Below are 22972 nucleotides of genomic sequence, written 5' to 3'. Positions count from 1 at the left end.
ATGTATACAACTTTAGAAAGAGGTGCAATGATTGCACCTCTTCTCAACGTAGGGATACCGAGCGAGCGCTCAGTGTTAAAAAATGAAATGGGGGAAAGAAACATGAGTAAAACAGTTATTTTAAGTGCTGCAAGAACACCAGTTGGAAAATTTGGAGGATCTTTAAAAGATGTAAAAGCGACGGAACTTGGAGGAATTGCAATTAAAGCAGCGCTTGAAAGAGCAAATGTTGCGGCTAGTGATGTTGAAGAAGTTATATTTGGAACGGTTATTCAAGGTGGGCAGGGACAAATTCCATCGCGCCAAGCTGCGAGGGCTGCTGGAATCCCTTGGGAAGTGCAGACGGAAACAGTGAATAAAGTTTGTGCATCAGGGCTTCGTGCGGTTACGTTAGCGGATCAGATTATTCGTACTGGCGATCAATCACTGGTTGTAGCTGGCGGTATGGAGTCGATGAGTAACAGTCCTTACATTTTACGCGGAGCAAGATGGGGATACAGAATGGGCAATAACGAAGTTGTTGATTTAAACGTTGCTGACGGTTTAACATGCGCATTTTCAGGTACACACATGGGCGTTTATGGTGGAGAAGTTGCGAAGGAAGATGGAATTTCTCGCGAAGCGCAAGATGAATGGGCATATCGTAGCCATCAGCGTGCGGTTTCAGCGCATAAAGAAGGGCGTTTTGAAGAGGAAATCGTGCCAGTAACGATTCCGCAAAGAAAAGGCGATCCTATTGTCGTTGCAAAGGATGAGGCGCCACGTGAAGATACAACGATTGAAAAGTTAGCAAAGTTAAAACCTGTATTTGATAAGACAGCGACGGTGACAGCTGGTAATGCGCCGGGACTAAATGATGGTGGTGCCGCACTTGTATTAATGAGCGAAGACAGAGCGAAGCAAGAAGGAAGAAAGCCATTAGCGACAATTTTGGCGCATACAGCAATTGCAGTGGAATCTAAAGATTTCCCAAGAACGCCAGGTTATGCAATTAACGCATTGCTTGAAAAAACAGGCAAGAAAATTGAAGACATCGATTTATTCGAGATTAATGAAGCATTTGCAGCGGTAGCAATTGCAAGTACAGAAATCGCAGGAATTGATCCGGAAAAATTGAATGTAAATGGCGGCGCGGTAGCGATGGGGCATCCAATTGGAGCAAGCGGAGCGCGCATTATCGTTACACTAATCCATGCACTTAAGCAGCGCGGCGGCGGAATTGGAATTGCTTCGATTTGTAGCGGTGGCGGTCAAGGGGACGCAGTGATGATTGAAGTTCACTAATTAAAGTTCGAGGGTATAAAATTTATTAACAATTAAGGGGGAAGAAAAAATGGGTGTACAAAACATTGTTGTAATTGGTGCAGGGCAAATGGGGTCAGGAATTGCACAAGTATGTGCAATGGCAGGATATGACGTGAAGGTACAAGATTTAAAGCAAGAGCAATTAGATAGAGGATTGGCTATCATTACGAAAAACTTAGCCCGCCAAGTAGAAAAAGGACGCATGAAGGAAGAAGAGAAGGAAGCGACATTAAATCGTCTTACAGTAACGCTTGATTTAGATTGTGTGAAAGAAGCGGATCTTATTATTGAAGCAGCTGTTGAGAAAATGGATATTAAAAAGAAAATCTTTGCGAATCTAGATGAAATTGCTCCAGAACACGCAATTTTAGCGACGAATACGTCATCTCTGCCAATTACAGAAATTGCAGCGGTAACGAAGCGTCCGGAAAAAGTAATCGGTATGCACTTTATGAATCCAGTTCCAGTTATGAAGCTTGTTGAGATTATTCGTGGTTTGGCTACCGATGATGCGGTATATGAAGCAATTGAAGATATTACGAAAAAAATTGGGAAAGTACCAGTTGAAGTGAATGATTTCCCAGGTTTTGTATCAAACCGCATTTTACTACCGATGATTAACGAAGCAATTTATACGTTATATGAAGGTGTAGCGACGAAAGAAGCAATTGATGAAGTCATGAAGCTTGGTATGAACCATCCGATGGGGCCTTTGACACTCGCTGATTTTATCGGTTTAGATACGTGTTTATACATTATGGAAGTGCTGCATGAAGGATTAGGAGATAGTAAATATCGCCCATGTCCATTATTACGTAAGTATGTGAATGCAGGATGGTTAGGGCGTAAAACAGGTCGTGGATTCTACGTTTACGAATAAATGCCCCCTTTGTTACAACATAGTGGTCTTACCAAATTATTTAAAGGATATATAGCAAATGGAGGCGGAATATATGAACTTTCGTTTTAATGAAGAGCAGCAAATGATGAGGAAAATGGTTCGGGATTTTGCACAGAAGGAAATAGCCCCCTTTGTTCCTAGTATGGAACAAGGGGTGTTCCCGAAAGAGATTTTGCAAAAGATGGGTGAGCTTGGATTAATGGGTATTCCAGCGCCTGCAAAATACGGCGGGGCAGAAATGGACTTTATTTCTTACATTCTAGCAATTGAGGAAATCTCAAAGGTAAGTGCAACAGTTGGTGTAATTTTAGCTGTACATACGTCAGTTGGAATGAATCCGATTTTATATTTCGGAACAGAAGAACAGAAGAAAAAATATGTTTCTAAACTTGCAACCGGGGAATATTTAGGTGCATTTGCTTTAACAGAGCCAAATGCAGGATCAGATGCAGGGAGTTTAAAATCAAGAGCTGTGAAAAAAGGTGATCATTATATTATTAATGGATCGAAAGTGTTTATTACAAATGGTGGTGAAGCAAGTACATACATTGTATTCGCTTCTACAAATCCAGAGGCAGGAAAAAGTGGTATTTCTGCATTTATAGTAGAGAAAGATACATCTGGTTTAATCATTGGAAAAGATGAACATAAGATGGGACTTCTCGGTTCTCGTACAGTACAACTTACTTTTGAAGATATGAAAGTGCCAGCTGAGAATTTACTTGGGGAAGAAGGACAAGGATTCAAGGTGGCGATGGCGAATTTAGATGTTGGGCGAATTGGAATCGGTGCGCAGGCGTTAGGAATTGCTGAAGCGGCGCTTGGCTGTGCAATTGATTATGCAAAAGAAAGGGAGCAATTCGGGAAGCCCATTGCGGCGCAGCAAGGAATTGGCTTCAAGCTTGCAGATATGGCAACAAGTGTCGAGGCAGCAAGGTTACTCGTATATAGAGCGGCATCTCTTAGGGCACAAGGATTACCATGCGGTAAAGAAGCATCTATTGCGAAATTATTTGCTTCTAAGACAGCGGTTGAAGTCGCGATTGAGGCGGTGCAAGTATTTGGTGGTTACGGTTATACGAAAGACTATCCAGTAGAACGATTTTTCCGTGATGCGAAAATCACGCAAATATATGAAGGAACAAGTGAAATACAGAAACTTGTTATTAGCCGTGCTTTATAAAAGGGCGAGGGGGAGACGGAGATGCATTTTAAATTGTCAGAAGAACATGAAATGATAAGAAAAATGGTTCGAGATTTTGCTAAAAATGAAGTGGCACCAACAGCAGCTGAGCGTGATGAAGAAGAGAGATTTGATCGAGAGTTATTTGATCAAATGGCAGAGCTTGGTTTAACTGGTATTCCATGGCCTGAAGAGTACGGCGGAATTGGAAGCGATTACTTAGCGTACGTAATCGCTATTGAAGAATTATCTCGCGTTTGTGCTTCAACAGGTGTAACACTGTCCGCGCATACTTCACTTGCGGGATGGCCAATTTTTAAATTTGGGACGGAAGAGCAAAAGCAAAAGTTTTTACGACCGATGGCTGAAGGGAAGAAAATTGGTGCATATGGCTTAACGGAGCCAGGATCTGGATCGGATGCTGGTGGAATGAAGACAATCGCAAAGAGAGATGGCGATCATTATATTTTAAATGGATCAAAAATTTTCATTACAAATGGCGGTATTGCTGATATTTATGTTGTTTTTGCGCTAACTGATCCTGAATCGAAGCAGCGCGGTACGAGTGCATTTATTGTAGAAAGTGATACACCGGGATTTTCAGTTGGGAAGAAGGAGAGCAAGCTAGGGATTCGCTCTTCACCAACGACTGAAATTATGTTTGAAGATTGCCGTATTCCTGTAGAGAATCTACTTGGAGAAGAGGGGCAAGGGTTTAAAGTTGCGATGCAAACATTAGATGGAGGTCGTAACGGTATTGCGGCGCAAGCTGTTGGTATTGCACAAGGGGCTTTAGATGCTTCTGTAGAATATGCAAGGGAGCGCCATCAATTTGGAAAACCAATTGCGGCGCAGCAAGGGATTGGCTTTAAACTTGCGGATATGGCAACAGATGTAGAAGCGGCACGCCTCTTAACATATCAAGCGGCTTGGCTTGAATCAGAAGGGCTTCCGTATGGAAAAGAATCAGCGATGTCAAAAGTATTTGCAGGAGATACAGCGATGAAGGTGACGACTGAAGCGGTGCAAGTATTTGGTGGTTACGGTTATACGAAAGATTATCCAGTAGAGCGTTATATGCGAGATGCAAAGATTACACAAATATATGAAGGAACACAAGAGATTCAGAGGCTTGTAATTTCTCGTATGTTAACGAAGTAGGAACGAAAGCGTAGGTATTTTCCTACGCTTTTTCCTTCCAAAAAATAATAGAGAGGTGAAGGGAATGGTTAAACATAATGTGCATGCATCGGTGAAAGATGAAAAATTAGTTGCGTTAAGACGTGAACAAATGATTAAAGGTGCGGTGCAACTGTTTAAACAAAAAGGATTTCCGCGTACAACAACGAGAGAGATTGCAAAAGCGGCTGGGTTTAGTATAGGGACACTTTATGAGTACATTCGTACCAAAGATGATGTTTTATATTTAGTTTGTGATAGTATATATGAACATGTAAAAGAAAGATTAGAGGAAGTAGTGTGTACAGAAAAAGGGAGTATAGAAAGTTTAAAGATAGCAATAACGAATTACTTTAAAGTGATGGACGAATTACAGGAAGAAGTATTGATAATGTATCAAGAGGTACGCTTTTTACCGAAAGAATCACTTCCGTATGTATTAGAAAAGGAGTTTCAAATGGTAGGAATGTTCGAGAATATTTTAGAACAGTGTACGGAAAATGGAACATTTACATTAAATAAAAAAGAAATACAGCTTCTTGCGCATAATATTTTTATACAAGGACAGATGTGGGGATTTAGACGCTGGGCGCTGCAAAAACTGTATACGCTCGAAGAATATACAGAAATGCAAATTAGGTATGTATTGCAAGGGGCCCATATGCTTCCGAAATAAGGAACAGACAAATTATAATTTTACTACCCTATAAAAGTTTCCCGTTTTTTTTGTAGCATATTTGTGCGACTTTTGTTTATAATGAATAGTATGGATTTTTTTAAGCAGGCCGTTATATATAAGGTTATATTTGATGAAAGGAAGTGCCGCATAAGTGGATTTTAAGCAATATTCACCAGAAGAGCTAAAAGAATGTTCAATGATTGAAGTTGTACATAGCGTTTTAGGGGATAAAAAACAAGCAACGACATTCAACGAGTTGGTTCAAGAAATCGCTCAAGTGCTGGGACTATCTCAAGAGCAAGTTAATGCGAAAATCGCACAATTTTATACAGACTTAAACATCGATGGACGTTTCATTAATTTAGGAGAAAATCGTTGGGGACTACGCAGCTGGTACCCATATGAGCAAATTGATGAAGAAATCTTGCCTCAACCAAAACCGAAGAAGAAACGTAAAGTTGAAGAAGACGGTTTTGACGACTACATTGAAGAAGACGAAGATGACTTCGACGATGCAGACGTAATTGAAGAAGAAGACGATGTAGAAGATTTGGACAAAGTTCTTGAAGAAGAAGACGGAGATGACGACGATCTTGATGATTTAGACGAAGATGACGACGACTTCGCTGAAGAAGAACTTGAGTATGATGAAACTGAAGAAGAAGAAGAGGAAGAACTGTAGTTCTTGACTTTTCATTATCGTCCATGTAGAATCATTTTTGGGCTCTTTAAAAAAGGACGATAATACTTTTAAAGTGTAAATATAAAAGAAAATTGCTCCCTACTTATTACTTTTTGTGATGAGGGGAGCAATTTTCTTTTTTGTTTTTTGTTTAGAAAATAAAAAGAGTCTAACAATAAGATGGATACAGTGTTATCTACATACGTTGCGCTTTGCAACGGTGATTATATAACAGCAAAATAGAAGGGAGCTTTTTCATGACTAAGTATATTTTTGTAACAGGCGGTGTAGTATCGTCTTTAGGAAAAGGTATTACAGCAGCATCTCTTGGAAGACTTTTAAAAAATCGTGGTTTAAACGTAACGATTCAAAAGTTTGATCCATACATTAACGTAGACCCAGGGACTATGAGCCCATATCAACACGGTGAGGTATTCGTAACAGATGATGGCGCAGAAACTGACTTAGACCTTGGTCACTATGAGCGTTTCATCGACATTAACTTAAACAAATACAGCAACGTAACAACAGGTAAAATTTACTCTTCAGTTCTTCAAAAAGAGCGTCGCGGTGAATATTTAGGAGGAACAGTTCAAGTTATTCCTCACATTACTAACGAAATTAAAGAGCGCGTATATCGTTCTGGCCGTGAAACAAATGCGGATGTTGTTATTACAGAAATCGGTGGAACAGTTGGTGATATCGAGTCTCTACCATTCTTAGAAGCAATCCGTCAAATTAAGAGCGACATCGGTCGTGACAATGTAATGTACATTCACTGTACGTTAATCCCGTACTTAAAAGCAGCGGGTGAAATGAAGACAAAACCAACACAACATAGTGTTAAAGAACTTCGTAGCTTAGGTATTCAGCCAAACATTATCGTTGTTCGTACAGAAATGCCTGTTTCTCAAGATATGAAAGACAAGCTTGCATTATTCTGTGACATTGATACAAAAGCAGTTATCGAAGCTCGCGATGCAGATACTTTATATGCGGTTCCATTATCTCTTCAAGAACAAAACATGGACCAAATCGTTTGTGACCACTTAAAATTAGACAATCAAGCTGCAGATATGACAGAGTGGACTGCGCTAGTTAACAAAGTGCGTAATCTTTCTAAGAAAACAAAAATCGCTCTTGTTGGTAAATATGTAGAACTTCAAGATGCTTATATTTCTGTTGTAGAAGCACTTCGTCATGCTGGTTACTCATTCGACACAGATGTAGAAGTAAAATGGGTAAATGCTGAGCACGTAACAGCAGAAAACGTAAAAGAATTAGTTGGCGATACAGATGGTATCCTTGTACCAGGTGGCTTCGGCGATCGTGGTGTAGAAGGTAAAATCGTTGCGATTCAATATGCTCGTGAAAACAAAGTTCCATTCTTAGGAATTTGCTTAGGTATGCAACTTGCATCAATCGAATTCGCACGTAATGTATTAGGTTTAGAAGGTGCTAACTCTTCTGAAATCAACCCTGACACACCATATGCAATCATCGACTTATTACCAGAACAAAAAGATGTAGAGGACCTAGGTGGTACACTTCGTCTTGGTCTATACCCATGTAAGCTTGCTGAAGAAACCAATGCTTACAATGCTTATAATGAGCCGGTTGTATATGAGCGTCATCGTCATCGTTATGAGTTCAACAACCAGTTCCGTCCGGATATGGAAAAAGAAGGATTTGTATTCTCTGGTACAAGCCCAGACGGCCGTCTAGTTGAAATCATTGAATTAAAAGACCATCCTTGGTTCGTGGCAGCACAGTTCCACCCAGAACTTGTTTCTCGTCCAAACCGTCCACAACCATTGTTCCATGACTTCGTAAGAGCTTCTATTACGAATAAAGAGAGCAAGTAATAAAAAAAGCGCCTGAAATAAGGCGCTTTTTTTAATATTCATTTAACATTTCATCGATTGTGAATTTGATTCCGTGATAAGCAAATAAAGCTACTATTAAACTTGGGAATCCGTAGCGATTACCTTCATCATCTGGAATAAGACCTTTTAACAGTTTTGTATCAATATGTACGTCTGTATATCGTTCGAGTGATTCCGTACCTTCTTGAAGAGCAGAAATGCCGACAATAGAGTGTCCCTCTTCTTGTAGTTTTTTTGCAATTTCTACAACCGCTTCATCTGTTGAAAAACGGCTAATAAGAAGTACACGATCGGCAGAGGTTACTTCTGCTTCTTTACCATTTTCAAATAAGCGTTTTGCTTGCTTCATTGGTTCAGCACCGAATAGTGCCTCGGCAACAACGCCCTCCATTTCATTTGTACCATGTAAATAAATGAAACCATCGCCAACTAGTGCTTGAGCAAGTAAACGAGCGCTATCTTCTATATTCATTTCTTCTTTTTGAGAAACTCTGGAGAAATAACCACTTAATTGAGTTGAAAAAATTTTTAACATAATGTTACTCCCTTCGTACGTGTTTGCCGGCTTTCATTATAGTTTATTTTTTTAGAAAGGTGAAATCGTAGGGTAGCATAACAAAATAGGAAACGGTAAAATAAGAAAGAATAGGAAGGAATTTGCCAAAGAATAGCGAAAATAAATCGTTAAGATATAAGAAGCTTTAAATCTTGTACTTACACAGAAAGGTTGGGAATTATGGAAGGTAAAATTTTAATCGTTGATGATCAATATGGGATTCGTGTGTTATTACATGAAGTGTTCCAAAAAGAAGGTTATCAGACATTCCAAGCAGCAAATGGATTTCAAGCTTTAGATATCGTGAAAAAAGATAATCCAGATTTAGTAGTGTTAGATATGAAAATTCCAGGCATGGATGGTATAGAGATTTTAAAGCATGTAAAAGAAATTGATGAGAGTATTAAAGTAATTTTAATGACTGCTTATGGAGAGCTTGATATGATCCAAGAAGCAAAAGATTTAGGTGCTTTAATGCATTTTGCTAAACCATTTGATATTGATGAAATTCGTCAAGCTGTGAGAAATGAGCTCGCTGTAGAGGCGTAAAAATGAATTTTTTATAAAAAATATGGAAAAAAGCGTTTACATGGACTATTGTGCAGGTGAATACGGTTGAGTTTTTGAGTACAAGTTGTTATCCTATTGAGTGTAGAAAAAAGTCCGGTATGTATATATACATATTTTACCTTATTCTGGTCATACTACCAGCGATAAGAACTTATCGGATACAAAAAACGTTTTTTAGGAGGATTCACCATGCCTTTAGTTTCTATGAAAGAAATGCTAAACAAAGCACTAGAAGGAAAATACGCAGTTGGTCAATTCAACATGAACAACTTAGAGTGGACTCAAGCTATCTTAGCTGCTGCGGAAGAAGAAAAATCTCCTGTAATCCTAGGTGTATCTGAGGGTGCAGCTCGTCATATGACTGGTTTCAAAACAGTTGTAGCTATGGTTAAAGCTTTAATCGAAGAAATGAACATCACTGTTCCTGTAGCGATTCACCTTGATCATGGTTCAAGCTTCGAAAAATGTAAAGAAGCAATCGATGCAGGTTTCACATCTGTAATGATCGACGCTTCTCACCACCCATTCGAAGAAAACGTTGAAACTACTAAACAAGTAGTAGAATACGCACACGCTCGTAACGTATCTGTTGAAGCTGAGCTTGGAACAGTTGGCGGACAAGAAGACGACGTAATCGCTGAAGGCGTAATTTACGCTGACCCAGCAGAGTGTAAGCACCTTGTTGAAGCAACAGGTATCGATTGCCTAGCTCCAGCTTTAGGTTCTGTACACGGTCCTTACAAAGGTGAGCCTAACTTAGGATTCGCTGAAATGGAACAAGTTCGTGACTTCACTGGCGTACCTTTAGTATTACATGGTGGTACTGGTATCCCAACTGCTGATATCGAAAAAGCTATCTCTTTAGGTACTTCAAAAATCAACGTAAACACTGAGAACCAAATCGAGTTTACAAAAGCTGTTCGTGAAGTATTAAACAAAGACCAAGAAGTTTACGATCCTCGTAAATTTATCGGACCTGGCCGCGACGCTATCAAAGCAACTGTTATTGGTAAAATTCGCGAATTCGGTTCTAACGGTAAAGCGTAAGAATAAAATTCCGTTTTGGAAACCGTCTAGTCTTTTAGACGGTTTCCTTTCGTTGTATAATGAAAGCGTGAACAAGTCTAAAGATTTTATCATTTTTGTTTTTAAATAGAAAATAATGTGCATAGTCCTATTAATAAATGTGATAACGTATCTAAATTGATAAAGTGAATTCGATGAATAGTTGATCTTTATCTATTCGTGCTACAGGAGAAATGAAGATAATGGTTTCCTATTTATTGAGTTTTGGGATGGAAAGAGTAATTGAGATTCTTAAGGGGAGCTTTCTATAAAAAGATAGAAAGTAAATACATTCACAAGAAGGGAGCTCAATATGGAAAAATTGCTAATTGAAGGCGGAAGAGCTTTAAATGGAACAATTCGAGTAAGTGGTGCAAAGAACAGTGCCGTTGCATTAATTCCAGCGACAATTTTAGCAGATACTCCAGTAACTATTGGTGGTGTCCCTAATATTTCGGACGTGAAAATGTTAGGAGACTTACTAGAGGAAATTGGAGGGAAAGTAACTTATGGACAGGAGGAGGAGATGGTAGTCGATCCTTCTAACATGGTTGCAATGCCTTTGCCAAATGGAAAAGTGAAAAAATTGCGCGCTTCTTATTATTTAATGGGTGCAATGCTTGGCCGTTTTAAAAAAGCTGTTATTGGGCTTCCGGGTGGATGTCATTTAGGACCGAGGCCGATTGATCAGCATATTAAAGGGTTTGAAGCGCTAGGTGCACATGTTACGAATGAACAAGGTGCCATCTATTTAAGAGCAGATGAGCTACGCGGGGCACGTATTTATTTAGATGTTGTTAGTGTAGGAGCTACGATTAATATTATGCTAGCAGCTGTACGAGCAAAAGGTAGAACTGTTATTGAAAATGCAGCGAAAGAGCCCGAGATTATTGATGTAGCTACATTGTTAACAAGCATGGGGGCACGTATTAAAGGTGCTGGTACAGATGTAATCCGAATAGATGGTGTGGACTCTTTACATGGTTGTCACCATACTATCATCCCAGATCGTATTGAAGCTGGTACGTATATGATTCTAGGAGCTGCATCAGGAGGAGAAGTAACGGTTGATAATGTTATTCCTCAGCATTTAGAATCAGTTACTGCAAAGCTAAGAGAAGCTGGTGTTCAAGTTGAAACGAACGATGATCAAATTACGGTGAACGGTAATAGAAAGTTAAAAGTAGTTGATATCAAAACGCTTGTATATCCAGGCTTTCCAACGGATTTACAACAGCCGTTTACGACGCTTTTAACAAAGGCGCACGGGACGGGAGTTGTAACAGATACAATTTACGGTGCCCGTTTCAAACACATTGATGAATTACGTCGTATGAATGCTCAAATTAAAGTAGAGGGTCGTTCGGCAATTGTAACTGGTCCTGTGTTACTGCAAGGTGCAAAAGTGAAGGCGAGTGATTTACGAGCAGGAGCGGCACTTGTTATTGCAGGTTTAATGGCAGATGGAATTACAGAAGTAACAGGACTTGAGCATATTGATCGAGGTTATGAGAATATAGTGGACAAGCTTAAAGGGCTTGGAGCAAACATTTGGCGAGAACAAATGACAAAGCAAGAAATTGAAGAAATGAAGAACGCATAAGTGATACTTCCGCAAGGGGGAAGCGAAGCATCACTACTTGCGGAAGTACACTTTATAGAAAAACACGGTTCACAAAATACGGCAGAAATATAAAGACTTAAAGGAGAGGGATTATCGTGGAAAGAAGTTTATCTATGGAGTTAGTACGTGTAACAGAGGCTGCAGCTTTATCATCAGCGCGTTGGATGGGGCGCGGGAAAAAGGATGAGGCAGACGGTGCAGCAACATCAGCTATGCGTGATGTATTTGATACAATTCCGATGAAGGGTACAGTTGTAATTGGTGAAGGTGAGATGGATGAAGCACCAATGCTATATATCGGAGAGAAATTGGGTACAGGATATGGACCACGTGTAGACGTTGCGGTTGATCCTTTAGAAGGGACAAACATCGTAGCAGCTGGTGGCTGGAATGCTCTTGCTGTTATTGCAATTGCAGACCACGGTAATTTGTTACATGCCCCTGACATGTACATGGATAAAATCGCGGTTGGCCCGGAAGCAGTTGGGGCGGTCGATATTGATGCGCCTATTATTGATAACTTACGTGCAGTTGCGAAAGCGAAAAATAAAGATATTGAAGATGTTGTAGCGACAGTTTTAAATCGTCCACGTCATCAAGAAATTATCGAAGAAATTCGTAAAGCTGGTGCTCGCATTAAATTGATTAATGATGGAGATGTAGCTGGAGCGATTAATACAGCGTTTGATCGTACAGGTGTAGATATTTTATTTGGATCTGGTGGAGCACCTGAAGGTGTATTAGCAGCAGTTGCTTTAAAATGTTTAGGTGGAGAAATTCACGGAAAACTATTGCCACAAAACGAAGCTGAATTAGCACGTTGTAAAAAAATGGGCATAGAAGACATTAATCGTATCCTTCGTATGGAGGACTTAGTAAAAGGTGACGATGCAATCTTTGCAGCAACAGGCGTAACAGATGGAGAACTATTACGCGGTGTTCAATTTAAAGGTAGCGTAGGAACAACGCAATCCCTTGTTATGCGCGCAAAATCAGGCACAGTTCGCTTCGTAGATGGTCGTCATAGCTTAAATAAAAAACCGAACTTAGTTATTAAATAAAAAGTGCAAGCGGCTCGTTCAGAATCGCAGGGCATTGGAGCTCTCGACCTTGAAGCGCTCTTTGCTTCGAGTGAGAGAGTGAAATGACCGGAGATTCTAGCCGCTGGAACTGGATTAAGTAAAAAGCGTAAGCAGCTTGTTCAGAATGGGAGGGGGATGGAGCTTCTGACGAAGAGGCGCTTTTTGCCTCGCAGGAAGAAGTGAAGCCACCGACCATTCTAGCTGCTGAAGCTGGATTAAATAAAAAGTGCAAGCGGCTCGCTCAGAAAGGTTAAAATGGTCGACTTTTCTAACTATCGGAGCTGGAACTAAATTAAATAAGAAGCGAAGACAAATTTTCTTGTCTTCGCTTCTTGTATTTGTGTTCCAACGTATTGATTAAAACTAGATAAAAGGGTTACAATAGTGAATATTACCCTACTTGAACTTATTGCCTTTCATTATTAATTATTTGCCTTCCGTATTTTTTCCCTTTACCCATGAAAAAAGAGAATAACGTTAAAGTGTGGTGTCTGAATGAATTTGTCAATTGCAGCATTAGAAAACATGAAATTAAAAGAGTTATACGAGCTTGCGAAAGAATTTAAGATTTCGTATTATAGCAAGTTAACGAAAAAAGAGTTAATTTTTTCTATTTTGAAAGCTCGAGCAGAAAAAGAAGGTTTCTTTTTCATGGAAGGCGTATTAGAAATTATTCAATCAGAAGGATTTGGATTCCTACGTCCTATCAACTATTCTCCAAGCTCAGAAGATATTTATATCTCAGCTTCGCAAATTCGTCGTTTCGATTTACGTAATGGAGACAAGGTTTCTGGTAAAGTACGACCTCCGAAAGAAAATGAACGCTATTTTGGGTTATTACAAGTTGAAGCTGTAAACGGAGATGATCCAGATTCAGCAAAAGAGCGTGTGCATTTCCCTGCATTAACACCATTATACCCAGATCGCCAAATGAAATTGGAAACGGAACCGAAAAAGTTACCGACACGCATCATGGATTTAATCGCACCAGTTGGATTTGGACAACGTGGTTTAATTGTTGCGCCTCCAAAGGCTGGTAAAACAAGTCTATTAAAAGAAATCGCGCATAGTGTTACAACAAATCATCCGGAAGCAGAATTAATTGTACTTTTAATTGATGAGCGTCCAGAGGAAGTAACAGACATTGAACGTTCTGTTAAAGGAGATGTTGTAAGTTCTACTTTTGATGAAGTACCAGAAAATCATATTAAAGTAGCTGAGCTTGTGTTAGAACGTGCGATGCGTCTTGTAGAGCACAAGAAAGATGTTATCATTTTAATGGATAGTATTACCCGTTTAGCTCGAGCTTACAACCTCGTTATTCCACCAAGTGGTAGAACATTATCAGGTGGTATCGATCCAGCTGCCTTCCATAGACCGAAGCGTTTCTTTGGAGCTGCGCGTAATATTGAAGAAGGCGGTAGCTTAACAATTTTAGCAACAGCCCTTGTTGATACAGGATCCCGTATGGACGATGTTATTTACGAGGAATTTAAAGGAACTGGAAATATGGAACTTCACTTAGATCGTTCATTAGCTGAACGTCGTATCTTCCCGGCGATCGATATTCGCCGTTCTGGTACACGTAAAGAAGATCTATTAATTCCAAAAGAACATTTAGACAAGTTATGGGGCATTCGTAAAACAATGCGTGATACACCAGACTTCGTTGAAAGTTTCTTACGTAAGCTTCGTCAAACTAAGACAAATGAAGAGTTTTTACAAAACATTGTTGCAGACTCAAAAAGGTATGTAACAACTAAGTAAAGGGAAAAATCAGGACTCGCTTATTTTATAGTAAGCGAGTTTTTTATGCTGTTTAGGTGATATTAAAGAGAGAGATAAGTGAGAGAACCTTAGCCAGTCAGAGCTAAACGAGCCGTCTCCACTTTAAGATAATATCCAGCTCCGGTGGCTTCGCGTCTTCCTACGAGGTAAAAAGCACCTCTACGTCAGAAGCTCCATCCCCCTCCCATTCTGAACGAGCCGCGTGCGCTTTAAGGTGATATCGAGCTCCAGCGGCTAAAATCTCCGGTCATTTTGCTCTCTCGCATGAAGCAAAAAGCGCTTCATGCGAGAGAGCTCCAATGCCCTGCGATTTTGAACGAGCCGTCTCCACTTTAAGATAATATCCAGTTCCGGTGGCTAGCTCTTCGCATCTAAGAACCTTCCGCCCGAAAGGTAAAAAGCACCTTTAGGGCGAAAGAACCTTAACTGGTCAGAGCTGAGCGAGCCACCTCCACTTTAAATTTAATATCCAGCTCCAGCGGCTAGAATGGTCGGTGGCTTCGCGTCTTCCTACGAGGCAAAAAGCGCCTCTACGTCAGAAGCTCCATCCCCCTCCCATTCTGAAAGAGCCGCGTGCGCTTTTAAAATTAAAAAGACAAAAACAGGTAGTTGCAAAATGAAGTTAGCCTTGTTATAATTTCATCATATGTGTTTCATCAATATAGTTGTGTATGCAGCTGAAGATGAAAAACTCTGTTTCGAAAATGATTCAGGGCGGAAGGAGATGAAAAGAATGAAAGCAGGAATTCACCCAGATTACAAGAAAGTTGTATTCATGGACACAAACACAGGCTTCAAATTCTTAAGCGGATCTACTAAAGGATCTAACGAAACTGTTGAGTGGGAAGATGGTAACACTTATCCATTACTAAAAGTTGAGATCAGTTCTGATTCTCACCCATTCTACACTGGACGTCAGAAGTTTGCTACTGCAGACGGACGCGTTGACCGCTTCAATAAGAAATACGGTCTTAAGTAATAAAAACATAAAACAGGCAAGTGTATGTATTCGCTTGTCTGTTTTTTTTGCGAAAATATTATACCTTTACCCTACTTTTAACTGAAAAGTAGATGAAAGGAGAGCTTCATGTACTTAATAAATCAAAATGGCTGGATTGAAGTGATTTGCGGTAGTATGTTTTCTGGCAAGTCAGAAGAGCTAATCCGCCGTGTGCGCCGTACGCAATTTGCAAAACAACATGCAATTGTATTTAAACCATGTATTGATAATCGATATAGTGAAGAAGATGTAGTATCACATAACGGATTAAAGGTAAAAGCAGTTCCTGTTTCAGCTTCAAAGGATATATTTGAACATATTACAGAAGAGCTGGATGTTATTGCAATCGATGAGGTGCAATTTTTTGATGGGGACATTGTGGAAGTGGTGCAAGTATTGGCAAATCGTGGCTATCGTGTCATTGTAGCTGGTTTAGACCAAGATTTCCGTGGTCTACCATTTGGACAAGTTCCTCAGCTGATGGCGATTGCTGAACATGTGACAAAACTACAAGCAGTATGTTCTGTATGTGGATCTCCAGCAAGTCGTACACAACGATTAATTGATGGAGAACCAGCGGCATTTGATGATCCAATTATTTTAGTTGGAGCTTCAGAATCGTATGAACCGCGTTGTCGTCATTGTCATGCAGTACCTGCAAACAAAGATAAGTAAAACTCGCTGCGCAAGGCGGGTTTTTTTCAAAATAGAGAGAATGAGCGGTGTGATCCGCTTACGCTTTTAAATATATCTAGTTCTGGTGGCTAGCTCTTTGCATCTAAGAACCTTCCGCCCGAAAGGTAAAAAGCACCTTTAGGTCGAAAGAACCTTAGCTGGTCAGAGCTGAAAGAGCCACCGCCACTTTTAAATATAATTTGCGTTTTTTTGAGTAAGTACCATATACTATTTGTATTAGATACTAGGATGTAGAGGTGAATGATGTGTTAGATCGTTTGCAAGCTGTAGAAAATCGTTATGAGAAGTTAAATGAATTGTTAAGTGATCCAGCGATTATTAGTGATTCAAATAAGCTTCGTGAATATTCAAAGGAACAGTCTGATATACAGGAAACGGTAGAGGTGTATCGTGAGTATAAGGATGTTCGTGAGCAATTAAAAGATGCGAAAGCAATGTTAGAAGATAAGTTAGACGCAGAAATGCGTGAAATGGTAAAAGAAGAAGTTTCTGAGTTAGAATCACAAGATAAAACATTATCAGAGCGTCTGAAAATTTTACTTGTTCCAAAAGACCCTAATGATGATAAGAACGTTATCGTTGAGGTTCGTGGAGCTGCTGGTGGAGATGAGGCAGCTTTATTTGCTGGTGACTTATACCGTATGTATAGCCGTTACGCTGAGGTACAGGGCTGGAAAACGGAGATTATTGAGGCTAGCTATACAGAGTTAGGTGGATATAAAGAGATTATCTTTATGATTAATGGTAAAGGTGCTTTCGCGAAGCTGAAATTCGAGAATGGTGCTCACCGTGTACAACGTGTTCCTGAAACGGAATCTGGTGGACGTATTCATACATCTACAGCAACTGTAGCTGTATTACCAGAGGCAGAAGAAGTAGAAATTGATATTCATGAGAAAGATGTTCGTGTTGATACATTCGCTTCTAGTGGACCTGGTGGACAGAGCGTTAATACAACGATGTCAGCGGTGCGTTTAACGCATTTACCGACTGGTGTAGTTGTATCTTGTCAGGATGAGAAATCACAGATCAAGAATAAAGAAAAAGCGATGAAAGTATTACGCGCACGTGTTTATGATAAGTTTAGACAAGAAGCGCAAGCTGAGTATGATCAAAACCGTAAACAAGCTGTTGGTACGGGAGATCGTTCAGAGCGTATTCGTACGTATAACTTCCCGCAAAACCGTGTTACAGACCATCGAATCGGTTTAACGATTCAAAAGCTAGATCAAATCTTACAAGGTAAGTTAGATGATTTCATCAATGCCTTAGTGATGGAAGATCAGGCTCAAAAGATGGAGGCAGCTGAGTAATGCGTGTCTATGAAGCCCTGAAATGGGCTTCTTCTTTTTTACAGGAAAATGGACGAGATGAAAATGCGGGAGAAATTGTCCTTTGTCATGTATTAAAGGTGAACAGAACAGGATTACTTATGAATATGCGTGAAGAAATAACTGAGGATCAAGAGAAAAGCTTTACGGAGTTTATCCACAAGCATGTAGAAGGTATTCCTATTCAATATATGATTGGTTATGAAATGTTTTATGGACGGTCTTTCTTTGTGAATGAAGAAGTATTAATACCAAGACCGGAAACAGAAGAGCTTATAGTGGGAGTATTAGAAAGAATCGAGCGCCATTTTGGTGATGAGAAACTACATGTAGCAGATATAGGTACAGGTAGTGGAGCGATTTCTATTACGCTTGCTTTAGAAAATGAAAATCTTCATGTTTATACAGTAGATATTGCACAAGAGTCGATTGAAGTTGCAAAAGAAAATGCAAAAGCTTTAGGTGCAGAAGTAACGTTCTATCACGGTGATTTATTGTCACCATTTCATAAAACGGGTCAAAAGCTAGATGTTGTTGTTTCAAATCCTCCATATATACCGGAAGAGGATTGGCGTGGTCTTTCTCCTGTTGTGAAAGAGCATGAGCCGAAGAGAGCACTTGTTGGTGGTGAAGACGGATTAGATTTCTATCGCCGTTTTATGGAAGAATTGCCGAATGTGTTGCAGAAGAAAGCGATTGTGGCGTTTGAAATTGGAGTAGGACAAGGTGAGGATGTAAAAAGATTGTTACAACAAGCTTTTCCACATGCTCATGTTGAGGTTGTTTTCGATATTAACGGAAAAGATCGTATGGTATTTGCAGAGATGGAGTAAGGTTCACACCTTACTCTATTTTTTTGTGGAAAAATTCATATAGATTTTGAATTTAATAGTTTAGAAAGATGAAAGTCTGTCCACACTGTTTGTAGAAGGGACGGTGGAGGAAATGAAAAAACAAGTTATTGCTTATCTTCTTATACTATTAATTGGTGCACAGTTACTTGTGCAGTTTGGATATATGAAAGCTGATGCGAAAGGGCCTTCAGTTATTCCGAAAGAGGCCGTTCGATTACGAATTTTAGCAAATAGTGATTCAGATAAAGACCAGGCATTAAAGCGTAAAGTGCGTGATGAAGTAAAAGCACAAATTGATGGATGGGTAGCGGATTTAACTTCATTTGAAGAGGCACGCAAAGTAATTCAAAGTCATATTCCAGAAATCGAGAAAACGGTGGAAAATACGTTAAAAAGAGAAGGAAGTAAAGATTCATTTCAAGTGAAATTTAGTAAGAATGTAAAGTTTCCTACAAAGGTATACGGGAATTTTATTTATCCAGCAGGAGAATATGAAGCAGTATTAATCACAATTGGAGAAGGTGAAGGGGCGAACTGGTGGTGTGTATTATTTCCACCAATGTGTTTCTTAGATTTTTCGAGTGGGACAGCTGTAAGAAAAGAAGAGCACGTTGTGAAGGCGGAATCTCCTGAAGAGGAGCAGGTGAAACAACTAGATGAGGAAGTAATAGATAAAGAAGAGAAGAAAGTAGATAAGGTAAAAGAAACGAAAGCTGTAAAGCAGGAAGTAGTAAAAAAAGTAACAGCTTCTGAAAAGAAAGTAGTAAAAAATGAAACAAAAGTCGAAGAGCAGCCTGTAAGTAAAGAAGAAATAAAAACTGTGGAAAAAGTGGAGAAACCTGTGGAGAAAAAACAAGAAAAACAAAATGAGTATGTAAAAGTAGAAGAGGAAGAAGAAAAGCCAGAAGTTAAATTGTTTATTGTAGAGGCTTTTACATCTTTATTCTCTAAATAGTACTATTAATAAATCCCTCTTCATATATAAAAATGAGGAGGGATTTATTATGAAGAAAGTGTATTTTGCTACGAAAGCAGATGTGGAAAGATTACATTCTTTTTTCGGACAAGCTAATAAAAAAGATGATAAAATAAATGAGTTGTACGCACAATTTATGATTTTGGAAGAAGCGGAAGAAATACGAGCTGTAATTGGTTATGAACAAAGTGGGGAAGATGTGCTTATTCGTTCTTGTTTATTCACACCTCATGTGGATAAACAGACTTTCTTATATTTTTTTGAAATGTTTTTGCAGTATATGAAAGAAAAAAGTGTTCAACAATTGTACTTACTAACAAATCATCCACAATCTGTACCGATCTTTCAGTTTTTTGACTTTTTTACTATAGAAAAGGATGAGGTTCCAGAGGGAATTCAACAGCTAGAACATTTTTGTAAAAATATAAAAGAGCAGAATGCAATAATACTAAATTGTCAGCTATTCACAAAGTTATCCACGGATTAATTAGGTTTATCCACATTTTGTGGATAAACCTTGTTTGTCTTTTGGATAAATCTCATAGTAAACTAAAAATAGACAAGTATTTAAGGGTAGAAAAGGACGTGGAAAAAAATGCATACAAACATGTGGGTTGTGGATAATGTTGTGGAAAGAAAAAAATATTATCCACAGTTACAAGAAGCAGCAAAATTATTAAGAGAAAATGAGGCGGTGGCTTTCCCTACGGAAACAGTATATGGGTTAGGTGCAAATGCGATGGATGATGAAGCAATCGCGAAAATTTTCGAAGCGAAAGGAAGACCGAGTGATAATCCACTCATTGTCCACATAGGTACAAAATCTCAGTTAGATGGGATTGTGAAAGAAATTCCACCAGTTGCAGAGAAGTTAATGGCGCATTTTTGGCCAGGACCATTAACAATTATTTTGCCGAGAAAAGAAGGGATTTCAGAGAAGGTGACAGCAGGACTTAATACGGTTGGAGTAAGAATGCCTGATCATCCAATTGCACTTGCTCTTATTGAAGAGGCGAATGTACCTGTTGCGGCACCAAGTGCGAATCGTTCAGGGCGTCCGAGTCCAACATTAGCCTCTCACGTATATGAAGATTTGAATGGGAAGATTGCAGGTATTGTTGATGGTGGTGCAACTGGAGTAGGCGTTGAATCAACTGTAATTGATTGTACAAGCGCGGTTCCAACAATATTACGTCCAGGTGGGATTACGAAAGAACAATTAGAAGCGGTGATAGGTACTGTTTCTTTAGATCCAGCTTTAAAGGATGAGAAGGAAAAACCGAAATCGCCTGGAATGAAATACACACATTATGCCCCGAAAGCACCACTTAGTATTGTTGAGGGCTCACGTGAGTTTATTCAGCATCTTGTGGATGAGAAAAAGGAAGAAGGATTTAAAGTAGGCGTATTAACGACAGAAGAGTATCAGCATGTATATAGTGCAGATGTTATATTATCTTGTGGTGTTAGAAGTGACTTAGCTAGTGTTGCGACTAAATTATATGATGTACTTAGAACATTTGATGCAAGTGAAGTGGATGTTATTTTTAGTGAGTCATTCCCTAATGAAGGAATAGGAAATGCAATTATGAATCGTTTAACAAAAGCGGCAGGACATCATATTATTATTGAATGATAAGGTAAGATTAGCAAACAGAATATTTCTCCTTGGATAAGCATATTGTGAAGTAGCACGTCCAAGGAGGGGCATGAATGACGTTTGAACAGCTAATACCTTTAATAATTATGGCATTCGCCTTAGGGATGGATGCGTTCTCGGTGAGTCTTGGTATGGGGATGATACCCCTAAAGTTAAGACAAATCCTGTATATTGGTATGACGATAGGGATATTTCATATTATTATGCCGTTTATAGGAATGGTACTAGGTCGTTTTTTATCAGAGAAGTATGGAGATATCGCACATTTTGCGGGTGCTATTTTATTAATCGGACTAGGGTTTTATATCGTATATTCGAGCATTTTACAAAATGAAGAGACTAGAACAGCTCCTATTGGAATTAGTTTATTCGTATTTGCATTTGGCGTCAGTATAGATAGTTTCTCAGTAGGACTTAGTCTTGGTATTTATGGGGCACAAACAATTATTACGATTTTACTTTTTGGATTTGTTAGCATGTTATTAGCGTGGATGGGTTTATTAATTGGGAGACATGCGAAAGATATGCTCGGTACATATGGTGAGATAGTAGGGGGTATCATTTTAGTTGGGTTTGGATTATATATCCTTTTTCCTATATAATTTTATGTAGGAGGGAATTATGAACAAGCTATTGGAATGGTATGTTAAATTTTTAACCTTCTATCCTCGATGGCTAAGAAGACTTATAATTTGGGGTATTATTTTGCAAATTTCGATGTTAGGTTGGATTAAGTTAATTCGTGAATGGTGAGATAGTTCCTTTCTGTGAATATTTTGTTTGTACTATATTTATTGCGCTAAAAATTACAGATATAGAAAGGATGAGATGAATGACGAGATTGAAGCAAGTTTTTGGTATTATTATTAGTTTTTTTGTTTTTTGGTTTAGTATGCTCGGTGTACAAATGTTTGCTGAGTTTTTAGATATTGAGTCATTGAAATTTGTTGCGGGAAAGACTGAGGCGGCGCGTGCCTTTTACTCTCCGTACCTGTTTTTAATTGTTTTTCTTATTACATTGCTTTCCCTATACTTCTTCGTAATTAAGCTAGGGAAGCCGAAAAAAGAGAAAATGCCTACTTTAGAGGAAAAGAAGGAAGAATTACAATGATAAAATCCCCTGCTAAAAAGCAGGGGATTTTATATTTGAGTGATGGGAGGAATCTAGCCGCCTTGCTTTTAAATATATCCAGCTCCAACGGCTAGAATCTCCGGTCATTTCGCTCTCTCGCATGAAGCAAAAAGCGCTTCAAGGTCGAGAGCTTGAAGTGTCCTGCGATTCTGAACGAGCCGCTTCCGCTTTTAGATTGGCCTAACCAATTCAAATTGTTCTCCTAATTTTGCATAGTTGTGTCCTGCTAGGCGGCTTATTGGTTTGAGTCCTTCGGCGTGAATGCGCCCTTTTTCATATAGATGTTCGGCAACGTGGAAACGAACGACGCGTCCAATTAGTAGATCACAAGCTGGTGAGTCTTCCGTTCCGCCAAGTGGAATTGCACGTTCTAATACGCATTCCATTCGAATATTTGCTTCTTTTACACCTGGAACAGAGATGACTTCACTTTCGATTGGTGTTAGTTTTGCTAGTTCAATTTCACTTTCATTTGGCGGGAGGTTAGCTGCTGTTTCGTTAATTGCTGCTACATATGATTCGTCAGAAATATGTACGACAAATTCTCCTTTTTCAATTGCGTTTCGGGAAGTGTCCTTTCTTTCTCCGACTTTTCGTTGTACAGATACTGAGATAAGTGGTGGATTAGCAGCGACAATATTGAAATAACTATATGGTGCTCCGTTTAGTACGCCTTCTTTTGTTACAGAAGTAACGAATGCGACAGGACGAGGGATGATACTTCCAGTAAGTAATTTGTAATTATCTTTTTCAGTTTGTTCATTTGGATTAATGGATAACATGCTTGTAATCCCCTTTCTAAATATGAATACTTATTGTTTGT

24 protein-coding genes are annotated in these 22972 nt (G+C 39.2%); 22 read left to right on the top strand and 2 right to left on the bottom strand.

All coding sequences use genetic code 11. The features are described 5' to 3' along the window. The 7 genes from EBQ15_RS27295 (at nucleotide 1) to pyrG (ending at nucleotide 7794) form a co-directional block, all read left to right on the top strand. Nucleotides 1–1284 (top strand): acetyl-CoA C-acetyltransferase, encoded by a 1284-nt coding sequence (locus EBQ15_RS27295; protein WP_002001542.1) that lies wholly within the window; start codon nucleotides 1–3, stop codon nucleotides 1282–1284. Nucleotides 1285–1333: 49 nt separating this feature from the next. Next, complete coding sequence (locus tag EBQ15_RS27290; RefSeq protein ID WP_000538874.1) at nucleotides 1334–2185, top strand: 3-hydroxybutyryl-CoA dehydrogenase; 852 nt, start codon at nucleotides 1334–1336, stop codon at nucleotides 2183–2185. Between the two features lie 73 nt (nucleotides 2186–2258). Further along, a complete protein-coding gene (locus EBQ15_RS27285; protein ID WP_001011181.1) occupies nucleotides 2259–3389 on the top strand; it encodes an acyl-CoA dehydrogenase in 1131 nt (376 codons plus the stop codon). Nucleotides 3390–3410: 21 nt separating this feature from the next. Beyond that, nucleotides 3411–4550: an acyl-CoA dehydrogenase AcdA gene (gene acdA, locus EBQ15_RS27280; protein WP_000545543.1), complete on the top strand. Its 1140-nt coding sequence runs from the start codon at nucleotides 3411–3413 to the stop codon at nucleotides 4548–4550. A gap of 64 nt (nucleotides 4551–4614) precedes the next feature. Then, complete coding sequence (locus EBQ15_RS27275; RefSeq protein WP_000238599.1) at nucleotides 4615–5244, top strand: TetR/AcrR family transcriptional regulator; 630 nt, start codon at nucleotides 4615–4617, stop codon at nucleotides 5242–5244. A gap of 154 nt (nucleotides 5245–5398) precedes the next feature. After that, nucleotides 5399–5929 carry a DNA-directed RNA polymerase subunit delta gene (rpoE, locus tag EBQ15_RS27270; RefSeq protein ID WP_000346277.1) on the top strand — a complete coding sequence of 177 codons (531 nt, stop codon included), beginning with the start codon at nucleotides 5399–5401 and terminating at the stop codon, nucleotides 5927–5929. Nucleotides 5930–6186: 257 nt separating this feature from the next. Further along, nucleotides 6187–7794, top strand: a complete 1608-nt coding sequence (pyrG, locus tag EBQ15_RS27265; RefSeq protein ID WP_000170462.1) for a CTP synthase — start codon at nucleotides 6187–6189, stop codon at nucleotides 7792–7794. A 31-nt stretch (nucleotides 7795–7825) separates the two neighbouring features. On the opposite strand, the gene EBQ15_RS27260 is transcribed toward pyrG, so the two are convergent. Further along, nucleotides 7826–8350 carry a DUF2529 domain-containing protein gene (locus EBQ15_RS27260; protein WP_000912402.1) on the bottom strand — a complete coding sequence of 175 codons (525 nt, stop codon included), beginning with the start codon at nucleotides 8348–8350 and terminating at the stop codon, nucleotides 7826–7828. Nucleotides 8351–8551: 201 nt separating this feature from the next. Here EBQ15_RS27260 and spo0F point away from each other — a divergent pair, with 201 nt between their 5' ends. The 15 genes from spo0F to EBQ15_RS27185 all read left to right on the top strand — a co-directional run bounded on the left by spo0F (nucleotide 8552) and on the right by EBQ15_RS27185 (nucleotide 22128). Then, nucleotides 8552–8920, top strand: a complete 369-nt coding sequence (gene spo0F, locus EBQ15_RS27255; protein WP_000398594.1) for a sporulation initiation phosphotransferase Spo0F — start codon at nucleotides 8552–8554, stop codon at nucleotides 8918–8920. A 210-nt stretch (nucleotides 8921–9130) separates the two neighbouring features. After that, on the top strand, nucleotides 9131–9988 hold the full coding sequence (locus EBQ15_RS27250) for a class II fructose-bisphosphate aldolase (protein ID WP_001131855.1): 858 nt from the start codon (nucleotides 9131–9133) through the stop codon (nucleotides 9986–9988). Nucleotides 9989–10319: 331 nt separating this feature from the next. Continuing rightward, nucleotides 10320–11609: a UDP-N-acetylglucosamine 1-carboxyvinyltransferase gene (murA, locus tag EBQ15_RS27245; RefSeq protein WP_000413254.1), complete on the top strand. Its 1290-nt coding sequence runs from the start codon at nucleotides 10320–10322 to the stop codon at nucleotides 11607–11609. A 116-nt stretch (nucleotides 11610–11725) separates the two neighbouring features. After that, the gene (gene glpX, locus EBQ15_RS27240) at nucleotides 11726–12691 is read left to right on the top strand and encodes a class II fructose-bisphosphatase (protein WP_000442340.1); all 966 of its coding nucleotides are present in this window, start codon (nucleotides 11726–11728) and stop codon (nucleotides 12689–12691) included. Nucleotides 12692–13207: 516 nt separating this feature from the next. Beyond that, the gene (rho, locus tag EBQ15_RS27230; protein ID WP_001053903.1) at nucleotides 13208–14479 is read left to right on the top strand and encodes a transcription termination factor Rho; all 1272 of its coding nucleotides are present in this window, start codon (nucleotides 13208–13210) and stop codon (nucleotides 14477–14479) included. Nucleotides 14480–15233: 754 nt separating this feature from the next. After that, the gene (locus EBQ15_RS27225) at nucleotides 15234–15479 is read left to right on the top strand and encodes a type B 50S ribosomal protein L31 (RefSeq protein WP_000643433.1); all 246 of its coding nucleotides are present in this window, start codon (nucleotides 15234–15236) and stop codon (nucleotides 15477–15479) included. Between the two features lie 108 nt (nucleotides 15480–15587). Further along, the gene (locus EBQ15_RS27220; RefSeq protein ID WP_000280859.1) at nucleotides 15588–16175 is read left to right on the top strand and encodes a thymidine kinase; all 588 of its coding nucleotides are present in this window, start codon (nucleotides 15588–15590) and stop codon (nucleotides 16173–16175) included. Between the two features lie 266 nt (nucleotides 16176–16441). Then, complete coding sequence (gene prfA, locus EBQ15_RS27215) at nucleotides 16442–17509, top strand: peptide chain release factor 1 (RefSeq protein ID WP_000887064.1); 1068 nt, start codon at nucleotides 16442–16444, stop codon at nucleotides 17507–17509. Then, the gene (gene prmC / locus EBQ15_RS27210) at nucleotides 17509–18360 is read left to right on the top strand and encodes a peptide chain release factor N(5)-glutamine methyltransferase (protein ID WP_001267055.1); all 852 of its coding nucleotides are present in this window, start codon (nucleotides 17509–17511) and stop codon (nucleotides 18358–18360) included. The genes prfA and prmC overlap by 1 nt, the downstream gene beginning before the upstream one ends. Before the next feature lie 112 nt (nucleotides 18361–18472). Next, complete coding sequence (gene spoIIR / locus EBQ15_RS27205; RefSeq protein ID WP_000745063.1) at nucleotides 18473–19336, top strand: stage II sporulation protein R; 864 nt, start codon at nucleotides 18473–18475, stop codon at nucleotides 19334–19336. A 49-nt stretch (nucleotides 19337–19385) separates the two neighbouring features. Beyond that, entirely contained in the window at nucleotides 19386–19844 is a 459-nt protein-coding gene (locus tag EBQ15_RS27200; RefSeq protein ID WP_000758437.1) for a GNAT family N-acetyltransferase, read from the top strand. Nucleotides 19845–19952: 108 nt separating this feature from the next. Continuing rightward, the gene (locus EBQ15_RS27195) at nucleotides 19953–20993 is read left to right on the top strand and encodes an L-threonylcarbamoyladenylate synthase (RefSeq protein WP_000557351.1); all 1041 of its coding nucleotides are present in this window, start codon (nucleotides 19953–19955) and stop codon (nucleotides 20991–20993) included. A gap of 77 nt (nucleotides 20994–21070) precedes the next feature. After that, nucleotides 21071–21619, top strand: a complete 549-nt coding sequence (locus EBQ15_RS27190) for a manganese efflux pump MntP (protein WP_000142463.1) — start codon at nucleotides 21071–21073, stop codon at nucleotides 21617–21619. A 19-nt stretch (nucleotides 21620–21638) separates the two neighbouring features. Next, complete coding sequence (locus EBQ15_RS31840) at nucleotides 21639–21770, top strand: hypothetical protein (protein ID WP_001037636.1); 132 nt, start codon at nucleotides 21639–21641, stop codon at nucleotides 21768–21770. 79 nt (nucleotides 21771–21849) lie between these two features. After that, complete coding sequence (locus EBQ15_RS27185; RefSeq protein WP_125653124.1) at nucleotides 21850–22128, top strand: DUF3935 domain-containing protein; 279 nt, start codon at nucleotides 21850–21852, stop codon at nucleotides 22126–22128. Between the two features lie 191 nt (nucleotides 22129–22319). Here the strand turns inward: EBQ15_RS27185 and EBQ15_RS27180 are convergent, their stop codons facing one another. Then, on the bottom strand, nucleotides 22320–22931 hold the full coding sequence (locus EBQ15_RS27180; RefSeq protein ID WP_000949056.1) for a flavin reductase family protein: 612 nt from the start codon (nucleotides 22929–22931) through the stop codon (nucleotides 22320–22322). Nucleotides 22932–22972 lie beyond the last annotated feature (41 nt).

It is taken from the genome of Bacillus sp. 2D03 (assembly GCF_003946765.1).
Taxonomy (GTDB): Bacteria; Bacillota; Bacilli; order Bacillales; family Bacillaceae_G; genus Bacillus_A; species Bacillus_A cereus.
The sequence above is the reverse complement of the archived record's forward strand: the minus strand, read 5'-3'. Positions and strand labels throughout refer to the sequence as shown.